We start from the raw sequence: 13,594 nt of genomic DNA on the forward strand, positions 1-13,594 counted from the left end.
ATCACCGCAGGTCAAAGCCTCTTTCGCCTCCCTGCAGCGTCTCGGATGCAGGCCGAGACCCACCGAGTGCCGCACCTGCTCGCACCAGGATCAGGTCCAGCACCACCAGCAGGATCCCGAGCACCGGCCGCAGCACTCCCCAGCTGTCCGAGGGACCGCCGATGCCGTACCGCAGCGGCGCCAGGAGCCACCAGTCCAGTGCCAGGTATCCCGCCATGAGGACGAGAGCGGGCAGCTCCCAGCCGGGCCGGCGGGTGCGCGGCTCGCTCTGACGGATCGGGCCGACGAATGCGCGCCCCGCTCGTGCGACCATCGCCGCCACCAGCAGGAGCGGAGCCCACGGCCACATGCTCCCCCCGAGAACTCTCGAGTAGATCCAGCTCCCCACGGAGCTGCCGGACAGCATGCTGAACCCCATGCCCCAGTCCACGATCCCGAATCCGAGGACAGCCAGCCCCGCCGTGGCCAGCACAGCGAGCAGCTGCAGCCGCCGGTCCAGCCACTGCCACAGATGCGGGCCGATTCGGTTCGTCGCGGGGCCTGGGACGGGGTGATCGGCGGGCGGAATCCGATCAGCGGAAGAAGGCGCCGCCGGCAGTCCCGCCGCGACGCGGGAGCCGGGCTCGACGCCCGACTGGGCCTGGGCCCCCGCCACCGCTGGCTCGTCCTCGGTCTGCGTCTTTCGCAGACCGAGCAGGAGGGCCTGCACCACGGCATACAGCGCGGGAGCGCTCGTGACCTTCAGGATCCGGCGCACGAGGGGGCGAGGCATCGCCCGCAGCACGCTGACGACTTCCTGCACCTCCCGGTGCGTGGCCTTCGCCATGGGCACCTCCAGCGGGGCGGGGTCGAGCAGCTCTCCCCTGGCCAGGGCCCGGAACTCCTCGGAGTCCGGATCCCGCCAATCGCCCCGCTGCCAGAGCGCCTCGGTGCGGTCGAGCAGGCCACGGGCCCCCGCGGTGTCGCAGCCGATGAGCTCCAGTCGCACGCCCCGCTCATCCAGTGCGTCCAGACCCTGCCGGGCCAGGGGCAGGACGATCACGGCGAGATGATCCACCACCTCGATGAACTCCTGGCGGAGATCCTCCGGCAGGGGCGCCGCGGGATCCGCGCTCTCCAACGCGGAGCTGCGGGCCGTCAGCTCCTCCATCCGCTGGGCCGCGGCTGGGACCTCTTCGAGGCGGGCCAGCGCCGGGTGATCCACGCCGAGAGCGATCAGGGCCTCCCGAGCGAACGTGATGGCGAGCGCCAGGAACTCGGCGTCCTCCGGAGTCGGCTCGCCCCCGACGGGTGACGAAGCCGGACCGGGGACCGCATCCGGGCGAGAGCTCTCCATGCCTCGATGGTAGAGGCGCCCCGCTCCCCACTGCCGTGTCCGGATCCCGCTGGCCTCCGCCGCCCCGCCCCTGTTCACTGGTGCCCATGGACACGATGACCGACGAGGAGCGCTACGCGGCGATCAGCGCGCGCGATGCGCGCTTCGACGGCATCTTCTTCACGTGCGTGCGCACCACCGGGATCTTCTGCCGGCCCTCGTGCCCCGCCCGCACACCGAGCCGGGCGAACGTGGAGTTCGCCGCGAGCGCTGCAGCGGCCCTCGATGCCGGCTTCCGCGCGTGCAAGCGCTGCAGCCCCTCTGCTCCCCCGGGCTCGCCGGATGCCGACCCAACGGAATCCCTGGCCCGCCGGGCCCTCGACCTCATCGAGGCGGGCGCCCTGGATGACGGGGCCGGCGTCGGCGCGCTCGCCTCGCGCCTGCACGTCACCGAGCGCACCCTGCACCGGGCCCTGCTCGCAGCGACTGGGGCGAGCGCCCTCTCCCACGCCCGGATGCGCCGATCGCGCCGCGCCCACGAGCTCCTGCGCACGACCGATCTGCCCCTGGCCCGCATCGCCTACGCGGCGGGATTCGGCAGCGAGCGGCAGTTCCACGACACCTTCCGCCGCGTCTACGGCCAGACCCCCAGCGCCCTGCGCGCGGCCTCGACCTCCGCGCGCAGCAGCACTGCGGCCTCCGACGGCGCCGTGCTGACCGCTCGCCTCGCGGTGCGCCTCCCTTTCGACGGCGCGGGGCTTGCCCGCTGGTTCGCGGCGCGCGCAATCCCCGGCACCGAGGCGGTCGAAGGCCTGCGCTGGCGGCGCGCAGTGCGGCTGCCGCACGGCCCTGCAGTGCTCGAAGTGGAGCTTCTCCCCCGCACAGCCGGTTCCGGAGGATCCGCCCATCTCCCGCTCACCGCGCGCCTCGCGGATCTGCGGGACTACTCCGCGGCGGTGGCCCTGGCCCGGCGGATGCTGGATCTCGACGCCGATCCCGTCGGCATCGATGGCGCACTGTCGCGCGCCCTGCCCGCCCTCGCTCCCCTCGTCGCGCACCGCCCTGGGGTGCGGATCCCCGGGCTGCCGACCATGGAGGAGGCGCTGCTGCGGGCGATCGTCGGCCAGCAGATCAGCACCCGGCGCGCCCGGGACCTGCTGATCGAGGCGCAGGAACTGCTCGGCGAGCCGCTTCCGCAGCCGCTCGCGGCCGACGGGATCACCCATCTCCTCGCCCCCTCGGCCGCCCTCGCCGATCGTGCAGACGACTGGTTCCGCGGCCCCGCCTCCCGGCGCCGCGCACTCGTCGCGGCGCTGCGCAGCGGGATCGATCCCGCCGCCCTGGGGGCCGCCGAGCTGGAGCAGGCGCTCCTCGCCCTGCCCGGCGTCGGCCCCTGGACCGCGCAGTACGCGATGCTGCGGGCCGCCCGCGCGGTCGACGTCGCCCCGGAGCGCGACGTCGCCCTGCTGCGAGGGGCCGCCGATATCGGTCTCGCGCAGTCCCTCGCCGATCTCGCCACCGCACTCGCCCCCGCCTCCCCCTGGCGCAGCTACGCGGCCCTGCACCTGTGGCACCACGCCGCGGCTCTCCCCGCCGCTCGCCCCACCCCTCGAAAGGCACCTCGATGAACGTTCCTCTGACCGGCCCGCGCCACCGCATCCTGCCGACCCGCCTCGGCACGTACTACCTGGCCGCCGAGGACGGCCCGGAGGGCGATGCCATCATCGGCGTGTGGCGCGAGGACCAGTCCTATATGCCGTCCGCGGAGCGGCTGGGCACGCGTATCGAGGGCCCTGATCCTCTGCTCGACGCCGCTGCGGCCCAGATCCTCGAGCATCTCGACGGCTCGCGCACCGACTTCACCCTTCCGCTGCGACCTCAGGGCACACCGTTCCAGCAGCAGGTCTGGGCCGTGCTGCGGGCGATCCCCTGCGGGTCGACCACCACGTACGGGCAGATCGCCCGGCAGATCGGCTCCCCGAGGGCTGCGCAGGCTGTCGGCCGGGCCGTCGGCACGAACCCCATCTCGGTCCTCGTCCCCTGCCATCGCGTGCTCGGCTCCGCCGGCGCGCTGACGGGGTACGCGGGCGGGGTCGAGACGAAGCGCGCCCTGCTGGAGGTCGAGGGGGCGATCCCGCCCGAGGCCGGCGCGGAGGGCTGAGCCGCCTCCCGTGCAGCGGCACGCCCCATGCCACCATGGGTGCATGCCCTCCCCCCTGAGCTCCTCCGCACCCGCACGGCCGCACGCCCCGTTCGCCTTCCCCGTCGCCGCCCGCTACGCCGGCATGGAGAGCTCCCCCCTGAAGGACATCTTCGCGCTCGCGGCGCGGCCTGACGTCGTCTCCTTCGCGGGCGGCATCCCCGATCCCTCGCTGTTCGCGCTGGCCGACATCGCCGAGTGCTACGACCATGTGCTGCGCCTCCACGGCTCTCGCGCGCTGCAGTACGGGCAGAGCGAGGGCGAGCTCGAGCTGCGCGAGCAGGCCGCGCGGCGCCTCTCCCGCGATCTGCCGACGTCGGCCGAGCAGATCCGCATCACGTCGGGCTCCCAGGAGGGGCTGTTCGTGGCCGCCGAGGCGCTCCTGGAGACGGGCGACGTGGTGCTGGTGGAGTCTCCGACCTACCTCGCCGCGGTGCAGGCGTTCGCCGTGCACGGGGCGCGGATGGTCGGGGTCCAGACCGACGAGCACGGCGTGCTGCCGGACGCCCTGGACCGCGCGATCCGCACGCACCGCCCGAAGCTCGTCTACCTGATCCCCACCTTCCAGAACCCGACCGGTCGCACCATGCCGCAGGAGCGCCGGGAGCAGGTGGCCGAGGTTCTGCTGCGCCACGATGTCCCGCTCATCGAGGACGATCCCTACGGGGAGCTGAGCTTCGACGGCTCGCGCCACCGCCCCATCGCGGCTCTGCCCGGGATGAGCGAGCGCACCCTGCTGATGAAGTCGATGTCGAAGCTGATGAGCCCGGGCGTGCGGATCGGCTGGATCCGCGCCGAGGGCCCGATCCTGCAGACCCTCGCGGTCGCGAAGGCCGCGATCTCCATGCAGTCCTCCGTGGTCGATCAGCTCACGGTCGCCCGCTACCTCGAGGCGAAGGATCTCGATGCGCACGTGGCCTCGGTGACCGGGATCTACCGCGAGCGCCGCGATGCCCTCGCGGGCGCGCTCGCCCCGATCCTCCCGGCCGGTGCGCACATCACCGATCCCGAGGGCGGGATGTTCCTGTGGGCATCGCTCGGCGAGGCGTACGACGCCCAGGCGATGCTGGCCGACGCGGTCGCCGCGGGGGTGGCGTACCTGCCGGGGTGGTCGTTCTTCGCCGAGAACCCCGACCGCTCGTCCATGCGCCTGAGCTTCGTCACCCACAGCCCCGAGGTGATCCGGGCGGCCGCGGGCCGCCTCGGCGAGGTCATCGCGCAGCACGGCTGAGGGCGCGGAACCGCACTCTCGCCCCTGCTGCCTTACAGGCGAGCGGCGGCCGACGCGCGCGGGCTATCAGCGCGCGAGCTCTCAGCGCCCTCGGTTCTCGCTCTCGCCCGTGAGCTCGCGGATCCGGCCGCGGGCGAGCCCGGACAGCGCTGCCGCGTGCAGGCCTGCCCAGCTCAGCACCGCCAATGGGCCCCCGTGCACCGCCGCGAGCCCCAGCACGACCGCCGCGAACAGCACCAGCAGCAGCTCCCCCGCCTGCCACAGCAGCATCGGCGCGATCGAGGCGTCGCCCATGGGTGTCGGCATCGGCGTGGCCAGGCTCAGGGGCATCGGCCCCTTCGCCGCGGCCCAGATCCGGGCCAGCACCACGATGCCGCTCAGCAGCGCCGGGACGAGCAGCAGCACGGGCACCCCGCTCGCAGCGGCGGGACCGGCAGCAGCAGGACCGGCAGTGCCGATCAGCGCCCCGATCCCGCCCAGCACCGTGAGCACCGCCAGCGCGAGCACCGGCGCGACCGCATGCAGCGCGCACTGCGCGCCGATGCTCTGCGCGAGCAGCCGCGTCGCACCGAGCGACTCCACCGCGTGGCGCAGCCCGTCGATGAGCGCACCCGAGGCGGCCCAGAGAGCCGCTGCTCCGGCCAGCAGCAGGATCCAGCGCAGCGGGCCCGTCAGCCCGAGGGCGAGCACGAGCAAGAACCCCGCTCCGAGCGCTCCGAGGATCCCGCCGATCAGCCGCTCGGGCGTGCGCAGCCAGGCGAGCGCGTCGCGCCGCGCGTGCAGCAGGACCAGGGCCAGGATTCCCGCTCCGGAGCCTCGCACCACCGGCAGCCGGCGGCCCGTGCTGGGCCGGGCGCGGAAGGCGCCGCCCGCGCCGGCGAGATCCCCTGTGGTCGCGATCGTGACCGCGCCCTCCCAGCGGCTCGACTGCTCGAGCAGCACCGTCCCGCGCACCCGGTCGAGGGCGACGATGCTCGCGAGGACCGCTGCGGTGCCGCCGAGCAGCAGGATCGCCGCCCAGAGCCCTGCGCTGACCCCTGGATCGAGCCCTGCACCGAGCCCAGCGCTGCCAGCCCCGATCGGATAGACGGCGGCGAGCCCCAGCCTCGGCGCCCCGCCCGGCAGGAGGATCTGCACGGCGGCAATCCCTGCGCCGACGGCCGCGAGCGCGAGCGCCGCGAGGCGCCGCACCGCCGCCCCGGCCCGCTCCCCGAGCAGCCAGGCCCCGCTCAGCAGCAGCGCGGTGCCGGCGGCGCCGAGGAGGAAGGGGGCGCTCTGCCCGAGGCTCGTGCCGACCGCCACGTGCAGCACCCAGCTCACCAGCGCCGCGGCGGCGAGCGCGATCGCGAGCACCGCGAGCACGGAGCGGCCGAAGGGGCGCGCGAGGGCGGCGCGGCGGCTGCGGTCGCTCGAGGCGAGCGTGAGGGTGAAGAACGGGGAGAGCAGCGCGGGGCCGCGCACGCCCCCGGCGAGCACGAGGGCGGCGGCCGCGACCCAGGTGCCGGCGCTGATCCAGGCGCCCGTGGAGGAGGCGGTGAGCACCGGGACGACGTCGGGGCGGGCGAGCAGGATCCCGACGGTGCGGCCGGCGGGGATCACCACCACGAGGATCACCATCAGGACCAGGTACAGCAGGTAGGCGACGTCGGCGCGCGTGCGCGCTCCCTGGCGGTCCTTCCAGATCTCCTGGACGGCCGGGCGGGCAGCGCTCACAGCTCGCCCTCGAGCAGGAGGGTCGCGCTCGCGAGCTCCTCCTCGAGTCGGGCGCTGTGCGTGGCGAGCATGACCGCGCACCCCTCCTCGGCCCGGCGCCGCACCGCTCCGATCACGAGGTCGAGCCGGTCCTCATCCAAGCGCTGCTCGGGCTCGTCCAGCAGCAGCGCCTCGAAGGGGCGCGCGAGAGTGAGGGCGAGGCCGACGAGCTGGGACTGGCCGCTGGAGAGCTCGTGCGGATAGCGGCGCGCGAACGCGCTGATCGCGAGCTCCTCGAGCAGCTCCTCGGCCGACTGCCGCGACTGCGCGGCGCTCGCTCCCCAGGTCGCCGCGATGAATTGGAGATGCTCGGCGACGGTGAGGTCGCGCGCGGTCATGGGCGGGCCGATGAGCGCGGCGAGCGCGCGGCGGAAGCGCGGGTCCCTGTCATCCGGGGCCACTCCGGCTACCCGCACCGTCCCTGCCGTGGGCTGCAGGATCCCCGCGATCACGCGCAGCAGCGTGGTCTTCCCCGAGCCGTTCGCTCCGCGCAGGGCGAGCACCTCCCCGGGCGCGACGGCGCCGCTCGCCCCGTCGAGCATGAGGACGTCGTCCCGGAGAACAGCAACGTCCTGGAAGGCGATGAGCAGGCCGGATCGGTTCATGGGTTCCATTGCATCCCGGCGCGCGGGGCGCTGCCAAGCGCCGAAAGTCGAGGGATCCCGCTCACGCGCCTGCGTGCGGTCGCGGGCGGCGCGTGCCCGTCGGCGTATGGCGCGGGAGCACCCGTGCAAGCCACGCCCCGCCCACCAGGCACAGCGCGCCGCTGGCGACCGCGGCCGCCGGCACCGGCGCCACCAGTGCGATGCCCGCGAGCAGGAGCGGCGCGACCATCCGGCCCACCCCGAGCATCGTGTTCCACCACGCGAGGTAGGTGGTGCGGCCGTGCACCGGGGAGAGGTCGATCCCGAGGGTCATGAGGATCCCGGCGCCGAGGCCGTTGCCGAGCGCGATCACGAGGGAGGGCAGGAGCACGGCGAGGAACGCTGCCGTCCCCGTCGCGTCGCGGGCGGTCCAGCCGACGATGCCGAGCAGCACGAAGCCGGCCCCGAGGATGAGCGAGCAGGGCACGGCGACGGCCGCACGGCCGTAGCGGTCCATGAGGATCCCCGCAGGGATCACCATGGCGATGTCGGCGAGCGCGGAGATGCCGATGATCAGGGAGATCGTAGTCGCGTCGAGCCCGAGCCCCGCCCCCAGCAGCGGCACGATCACCGGCCGGTTCACGCGCGCCATCATCACGGGCACGATGCCGGTCCCCACCACCAGCATGCGGCGCAGCACGCCCTTGGCGAGCGCGGTGCGGGCGGTGCTGCGGGGCAGCGCAGCGGACGCAGGCGCGGCGTGCTCGACGGGAGCGGGCGCCGTCGGCGGCTCCTCGGGCAGGGCGGGCACGGTCGGCGCGGGCGCATTCGGAGCGGGCGCCTGCTCCCCCGGCACCATGAACAGCCCGACGAGCGCCGTCGCGAGGCCCGTGAGCACCGCGAACAGCCCGAACACCCAGGCCTCGTGGCCGGCCGCCATCACGGCCGCGCCGAGCAGGGGGCCGAGGACGTCCCCCATGCGCAGCGTCCCGCCGAACAGCGTCATGCCCCGGGCGCGCATCGTCGGCGGCAGCGCGGTGCCGAGGTAGGACTGCCGCCCGAGCCCCCACACCTGGCTGCACGCCGAGACCACGACCAGCAGCGCCACGAGCGCCCAGCGGTGCAGGGCCGACGGCGCGCCCTCCAGCCCCGGCCCGATCACGAGCATCGCAGCGACGTTCGCGGCGGCCATGATGATGCCGGTGATCACGAGGGCGCGGCGCGCCCCGATCGCGCGCATGAGCCAGCCCGAGGGGATCGGGCCGATCACGGCGCCGACGCCGAAGATCAGGGTGAGGGCGGCGGCCGCCGGGACGGAGAAGCCCAGGTCCAGGGCCATCAGCGTGATCACCGGCAGCAGGGCGCACATCCCGGCCCATTCGAGGAAGGTCGGCGCATAGACCGACGGGACCAGCGACCTCAGCACTGCACGCAGCTCCGGGCCCTCGGCGCCGACGGAGGGGACGGGCGGGGGCGCGGGACTCACCCCGTCACTCTCGCACAGCCCGGCTACCGTGGGCGCATGGACCCCGCCGACTCCCCCGCCCCCTCCGTCGTCTCCGCCTCCCTCCCAGGCCGCGCCCCGATCGCCGTGATCGGCGCCGACAGCGTGCTCGGCGAGGCGGTGACGCGCGATGCGATCCTGCGGGGCGTCCCCGTGCGCAGCATCGCCGAGCATCCGGAGCGCGTCGCGCGCATCAGCCCCGCTCAGGAGATCTTCGCGCTGAGCGGGACGGAGACCTCTGCGCTGGAAGCCGCGATCCACGGAGCACGGGGCGTCATCCTCGCGCTCGAACCGGATCCCCGCGCCGACCGCACCGCACTCGTCCTCGCGACCCTGCGCGCGATGCGGGCCCTGGGGATCGAGCGCGTGATCGCGTCCTCCTCCCTCGCCCTGCTCGGTCCGCCCGAGGATCCGCAGGCCGATACGCGTCTCGCGGCGGCAGCCGCGTCCGTCGCCCGCTCCGCGCTGCGCGCCCTGCCCCTGCGCCGGCCCGAGCAGCGCGCCCCGCAGGCGGTCTCCGCGCCCGCGCAGCTGCTGGACCTGCGACGCATGGAGATGCTGCTGGCCGGAAGCGGACTGGACTGGTCCCTCGTGCGCGCCGGCAGCCTCAGCGATCTGCTGGGCACGCGCACAGCGCGACTGGTGCCCGTGGCCGGGGCGGGCCGGGACGCGGCGACCCGCACGGTCGCGCGCGAGGACCTCGCGCGCATGCTCCTCGAACTCGCCCTCGCCCCGGGGACCGAGCCCCGGCTGCACGCCGTCGCAGCGGACAGCTGACCGGGTCGGCCGGGCGACGGCTCAGGGGGTGACGGCTCCCGCCGCACCGCCGTATGCCGCGGTCGTGGCGAGCTCGCCGGCGCGCGAGAGCGCCGGGTCGGTGCCGGCGGCGGCGGAGGCCCCTCCCCAGCGGATCGACCAGGCCGCCACGAACGCGGCGCCCTGGGCCGTGGCGAGCCACTGCGGGGTCGGGGTCGGCACGGGATGCTCGCTGAGGCTGTCCCACCCGCCGGAGAAGGCGGCGAGGCCCAGCAGCGCGATGTCCCAGCCGACGGCGGAGGCACCCGGGCCGTAGGCGTCGAAGACCTCGCGGGGCATCGCGGTCGTGTGGACGAGGTCCAGGGAGCTTGCGCCGTCGTCCATGGGATCGATCCGGATCAGCAGGGAGTCGGCCTTGCCCTGGTACTCCCAGGTCAGATCGAGCTTGTGGGGCTCCACGGCCTCGAGGATGCGGCCGCCGGCCCCGCCGGGGGCGCGGAACTCTCCGCCCTCGCGCAGATCGCCCTCGATGGGGCCGTACCACCGCGCGAGCTCCTCAGGACGCGTGAGCAGGGGCCACAGCCGCGCGGGGGCGGGTGCGAGATAGGTGGACAGCGTCGTGGTGACGAGGATCGTCCCCTCGCCCGGCTCGAGCTCGCAGGTGCGCCGGACGGCGTCGACGATGGAGGCTGCCGCATCTGCGGTCATCGGGGCTCCTCGGGGGGAAAGGGCGACCCGTCGCAGGCGCGGAGCGGCCGGGGGTCCCACGCATCGTACGACGCGCGAGCGCGGACCCGCCAGGACGATCGGGCCCCGGCCCGCACACCGCAGGCGTGATCCCCTTCACCGCGGTCCTGACCAGGGCGGCGACCGCTTCGGAAGGTCATTGCCAGGCCCTAGCATGGCGGATGTGAACGCGAGCCAGACGTCCCCTGTCCCTGCAGATCCCCGCTCCCTCCGGGCGCACCTGTTCGATCTCGACGGCGTCATCACGCCGACCGCGGAGATCCACATGCGCGCGTGGGCCGAGATGTTCGAGGGCTTCCTCGCCTCGCGCGGCATCGCCGAGCCCTACACGGATGCGGACTACTTCGCCCACGTGGACGGCAAGCCCCGCTACGACGGCGTGCGCACGTTCCTCGCCTCGCGAGGGATCGAGCTGCCGGAGGGCGATGCCGAGGATCCGAGCGACCAGGCCCCCGGCGAGGAGACCGTCGCGGGCCTCGGCAATCGCAAGAACGACCAGGTCCTCGAGATGATCCGCACGGCCGGCGTGGAGCCCTACCCCGGCACCGTCGCCTATCTCGACTCCCTGCCCGCCACCGCCCGGCTGGCCGTCGTCTCGAGCTCGAAGAACGCCGAGGAGGTGCTGCGCGGCGCAGGGCTGCGCGAGCGCTTCGAGTTCGTGGTCGACGGGAACGTCGCGCACGCCGAGGGCCTCCCGGGCAAGCCCGCCCCCGACACCTTCGTGCACGCGGCGCAGCTGCTCGGCTGCACGATCGAGGAGTCCGTCGTGTACGAGGATGCGGTTGCCGGGGTGCGCGCGGGCGCCGCGGGTGGCTTCGCGCTCGTGGTGGGCGTGGACCGCGGCGTCGGCCACGAGACCCTGCGCGAGGCGGGCGCGAGCCTGGTCGTCTCCGACCTGAGCGAGCTCGTCGACGGCGCGGGAGCGCAGGCATGAGCCCCCGCACGAGCGTGGTCGCCGATCCGGTCGACCGCCAGCACCTGCCGGTCGACGAGTGGCGCCTGGTGGAGTCCCGCACCGGCGGCGACCTGGGCCTGCTCGAGACGCTGTTCGCCACCGCCAACGGCTACCTGGGCATGCGCGGCACCCCCGAGGAGGGGCGCGAAGCGGTCGACCACGGCACGTTCATCGACGGCTTCCACGAGACCTGGCAGATCAACCACGCGGAGTCCGCCTTCGGATTCGCGAAGACCGGTCAGACCATCGTCAACGTCCCCGATGCGACGGTGATGAAGCTCTATGTGGACGATGAGCCGCTCATCGTCGGCGAGGCGGATCTCGAGAGCTACGAGCGCGCGCTGGACTTCCGCGAGGGAGTGCTGCGGCGCGATCTGATCTGGCGCACCCCGGCGGGCAAGCGCATCCGCGTGCGCACCTCCCGCATGGTCTCCTTCACCAGCCGCCACCTCGCGCAGATGACGATGGAGCTGGAGATGCTCTCGGGCAGCGCCCCGATCGCGATCTCCTCCCAGATCATCAACCGCCAGGACGGCGGCGACGACTTCGGCGGCCACGGCGCCCACACGGACAAGGCCGATCCGCGGCGCACCACCGCCTTCCGCCACCGGGTCCTCGAGCCCAGCGGGAACGTCCACAGCGAGCGGCGCATGCTGCTGGGCTGGCGCACCGCGACCTCCGACATGTCCCTCGCCGTCGGCGCCGAGCACCAGGTGGACTCCGAGCTCGAGGTCGAGCAGCTCATCGACACGACCGACGACCAGGGCAAGCACGTCTTCCGCGCGCAGATGATCGAGGGCTCCTCGCTGCGCATCACCAAGGCCGTCGCCTACCACTCCTCCTCCCACCTGCCGATCCGCGAGCTGTTCGACCGCTGCCGCCGCACGCTGGACCGCGTGCGCAGCCACGGCTTCGAGCAGTACGAGCGCGAGCAGCGCGAGTACCTCGAGGACTTCTGGATGCGCACGGACGTCCAGATCCCCGGCAACCCCGCCGAGCAGCAGGCGATCCGCTGGTGCCTGTTCCAGCTCGCCCAGGCCGCGGCGCGGGCCGACGGCGACGGCATCGGCGCGAAGGGCGTCACCGGCTCCGGGTACGAGGGCCACTACTTCTGGGACACCGACGTGTACGTCGTCCCCTTCCTCACGTTCACCTCCCCGCAGTGGGCGCGCAACGCCCTGCGGTTCCGGGTGAGCCTGCTGGAGAAGGCCCGGGAGCGGGCGCGCGAGCTGAACCAGCGCGGCGCCCTGTTCCCCTGGCGCACGATCAACGGCGATGAGGCGAGCGCCTACTACGCCGCCGGCACCGCGCAGTACCACATCGATGCGGACATCGCGTACTCCTTCGCGCAGTACGCGGACGTCACCGGCGACCTCGACTTCCACGACCGCTGCGGCGTCGAGGTGCTCGCCGAGACGGCCCGGCTGTGGGCCGATCTGGGCTTCTGGCGCGAGCACGGCGACGGCACCGCCTCGTTCCAGATCCACGGCGTGACCGGCCCGGACGAGTACACGACCGTGGTCAACAACAACATGTTCACCAACGTCATGGCGCGCCACAACCTGCGCCGCGCGGCGCAGGCGGTGCGCGAGCTCGCCGAGCGCAGTCCCGAGGAGCATGCGCGGCTGGTCGCGCAGATCGATCTGCACGAGGACGAGCCCGCCTTCTGGGAGGCCTGCGCCGAGGGCATGAAGGTCGCGACCGACGAGGGCCTCGGGATCCACCCCCAGGACGACTCCTTCCTCGAGAAGGAGGTCTGGGACCTCTCGAGCACCCCGCCGGAGTCGATGCCGCTACTGCTGCACTTCCACCCGCTGGTGATCTACCGCTTCCAGGTGCTCAAGCAGGCCGACGTCGTGCTCGCCCTGTTCCTGCGCGGCAGCGAGTTCACCCTCGAGCAGAAGCGCGCCGACTTCGAGTACTACGACCCGATCACCACCGGGGACTCGAGCCTCTCGGCGGTCGTGCAGTCGATCATCGCGGCGGAGGTCGGCTACCAGCGGGCCGCGCTGGACTACTTCCGCACCGGCCTGTTCGTCGACCTCGCCGATCTGCACGGCAACACGTCCAACGGCGTCCACATCGCCTCCGCCGGCGGCGTCTGGAACGCGCTGGTGCACGGCTTCGGCGGCATGCGCCAGGAGGGCGGGCGGATCAGCTTCGATCCGCGCCTCCCGGAGGCCTGGCCCGAGCTGACGTTCCCGCTGACGGTGCGCGGCTCCCGATTCCGCACCCGCCTGGTGCGCGATCGGATCGAGTTCACGCTGGAGGAGGGCGAGGAGATCGAGGTCAGCGTGCGCGGCGCGCTGGTCGCGGTGACCGCCGAGGGCGCCTCGGTGGAGCTGTCCGACCAGGGGCCCTGCCTCACCGACCTCGACCTGTCCGAGCCGGTCGGGCTCGGCGAGGTGCGCTCGGACGGATCGATCATCGCCTCCTTCGTGCCGAACGCTCCGCACGGCCCCGACTCCCCGTGGGAGTTCCCGGTCCCCGACGCCTCCGCCGAGGCATCGGAGGGCTCTGGGGCCGACGGCTCCGAGGCCTGAGAGCCCG

At 73.8% G+C, this 13,594-nt stretch carries 11 protein-coding genes; 6 read left to right on the forward strand and 5 right to left on the reverse strand.

Translation table 11 applies throughout. The features are described from left to right. Nucleotide 1 precedes the first annotated feature (1 nt). Entirely contained in the window at nucleotides 2-1,336 is a 1,335-nt protein-coding gene (locus Bequi_RS02035) for a hypothetical protein (RefSeq protein ID WP_249736335.1), read from the reverse strand. Nucleotides 1,337-1,422: 86 nt separating this feature from the next. Between Bequi_RS02035 and Bequi_RS02040 the strand changes: the two genes are divergently transcribed. The 3 genes from Bequi_RS02040 to Bequi_RS02050 are packed head-to-tail and all read left to right on the forward strand — an operon-like array spanning nucleotide 1,423 to nucleotide 4,746. After that, a complete protein-coding gene (locus tag Bequi_RS02040; protein WP_249736336.1) occupies nucleotides 1,423-2,943 on the forward strand; it encodes an Ada metal-binding domain-containing protein in 1,521 nt (506 codons plus the stop codon). Then, nucleotides 2,940-3,476 carry a methylated-DNA--[protein]-cysteine S-methyltransferase gene (locus tag Bequi_RS02045; protein WP_249736337.1) on the forward strand — a complete coding sequence of 179 codons (537 nt, stop codon included), beginning with the start codon at nucleotides 2,940-2,942 and terminating at the stop codon, nucleotides 3,474-3,476. The genes Bequi_RS02040 and Bequi_RS02045 overlap by 4 nt, the downstream gene beginning before the upstream one ends. Before the next feature lie 43 nt (nucleotides 3,477-3,519). Next, on the forward strand, nucleotides 3,520-4,746 hold the full coding sequence (locus tag Bequi_RS02050; RefSeq protein WP_249736338.1) for an aminotransferase-like domain-containing protein: 1,227 nt from the start codon (nucleotides 3,520-3,522) through the stop codon (nucleotides 4,744-4,746). Between the two features lie 81 nt (nucleotides 4,747-4,827). Here Bequi_RS02050 and Bequi_RS02055 read toward each other — a convergent pair whose 3' ends face one another. The 3 genes from Bequi_RS02055 to Bequi_RS02065 form a co-directional block, all read right to left on the reverse strand. Continuing rightward, a complete protein-coding gene (locus tag Bequi_RS02055; protein ID WP_249736339.1) occupies nucleotides 4,828-6,459 on the reverse strand; it encodes a hypothetical protein in 1,632 nt (543 codons plus the stop codon). After that, complete coding sequence (locus Bequi_RS02060) at nucleotides 6,456-7,103, reverse strand: ABC transporter ATP-binding protein (RefSeq protein WP_249736340.1); 648 nt, start codon at nucleotides 7,101-7,103, stop codon at nucleotides 6,456-6,458. The genes Bequi_RS02055 and Bequi_RS02060 overlap by 4 nt, the downstream gene beginning before the upstream one ends. Before the next feature lie 61 nt (nucleotides 7,104-7,164). Next, entirely contained in the window at nucleotides 7,165-8,568 is a 1,404-nt protein-coding gene (locus Bequi_RS02065; protein WP_249736341.1) for an MFS transporter, read from the reverse strand. 36 nt (nucleotides 8,569-8,604) lie between these two features. Between Bequi_RS02065 and Bequi_RS02070 the strand changes: the two genes are divergently transcribed. Then, the gene (locus Bequi_RS02070; protein ID WP_249736342.1) at nucleotides 8,605-9,363 is read left to right on the forward strand and encodes an NAD(P)H-binding protein; all 759 of its coding nucleotides are present in this window, start codon (nucleotides 8,605-8,607) and stop codon (nucleotides 9,361-9,363) included. 21 nt (nucleotides 9,364-9,384) lie between these two features. On the opposite strand, the gene Bequi_RS02075 is transcribed toward Bequi_RS02070, so the two are convergent. Then, nucleotides 9,385-10,050, reverse strand: coding sequence for an SRPBCC domain-containing protein (locus tag Bequi_RS02075; RefSeq protein WP_249736343.1), 666 nt, complete (start codon nucleotides 10,048-10,050; stop codon nucleotides 9,385-9,387). Between the two features lie 193 nt (nucleotides 10,051-10,243). On the opposite strand from Bequi_RS02075, the gene Bequi_RS02080 reads away from it, so the two are divergent. Both Bequi_RS02080 and Bequi_RS02085 read left to right on the forward strand, forming a co-directional pair. Beyond that, complete coding sequence (locus Bequi_RS02080; RefSeq protein WP_249736344.1) at nucleotides 10,244-11,023, forward strand: HAD family hydrolase; 780 nt, start codon at nucleotides 10,244-10,246, stop codon at nucleotides 11,021-11,023. Beyond that, the gene (locus Bequi_RS02085; protein ID WP_249736345.1) at nucleotides 11,020-13,587 is read left to right on the forward strand and encodes a glycoside hydrolase family 65 protein; all 2,568 of its coding nucleotides are present in this window, start codon (nucleotides 11,020-11,022) and stop codon (nucleotides 13,585-13,587) included. The genes Bequi_RS02080 and Bequi_RS02085 overlap by 4 nt, the downstream gene beginning before the upstream one ends. Nucleotides 13,588-13,594: the final 7 nt, after the last annotated feature.

This window comes from Brachybacterium equifaecis, from assembly GCF_023509525.1.
GTDB classification, from domain to species: domain Bacteria; phylum Actinomycetota; class Actinomycetes; order Actinomycetales; family Dermabacteraceae; genus Brachybacterium; species Brachybacterium equifaecis.

Bases quoted from the DNA above. Each gene is read 5' to 3' on its own strand.
- Bequi_RS02040 (WP_249736336.1), top strand. From the start codon at position 1,423: ATGGACACGATGACCGACGAGGAGCGCTACGCGGCGATCAGCGCGCGC.
- Bequi_RS02075 (WP_249736343.1), bottom strand. From the start codon at position 10,050: ATGACCGCAGATGCGGCAGCCTCCATCGTCGACGCCGTCCGGCGCACC.
- Bequi_RS02035 (WP_249736335.1), bottom strand. From the start codon at position 1,336: ATGGAGAGCTCTCGCCCGGATGCGGTCCCCGGTCCGGCTTCGTCACCC.
- Bequi_RS02045 (WP_249736337.1), top strand. From the start codon at position 2,940: ATGAACGTTCCTCTGACCGGCCCGCGCCACCGCATCCTGCCGACCCGC.
- Bequi_RS02050 (WP_249736338.1), top strand. From the start codon at position 3,520: ATGCCCTCCCCCCTGAGCTCCTCCGCACCCGCACGGCCGCACGCCCCG.
- Bequi_RS02060 (WP_249736340.1), bottom strand. From the start codon at position 7,103: ATGAACCGATCCGGCCTGCTCATCGCCTTCCAGGACGTTGCTGTTCTC.
- Bequi_RS02080 (WP_249736344.1), top strand. From the start codon at position 10,244: ATGGCGGATGTGAACGCGAGCCAGACGTCCCCTGTCCCTGCAGATCCC.
- Bequi_RS02085 (WP_249736345.1), top strand. From the start codon at position 11,020: ATGAGCCCCCGCACGAGCGTGGTCGCCGATCCGGTCGACCGCCAGCAC.
- Bequi_RS02070 (WP_249736342.1), top strand. From the start codon at position 8,605: ATGGACCCCGCCGACTCCCCCGCCCCCTCCGTCGTCTCCGCCTCCCTC.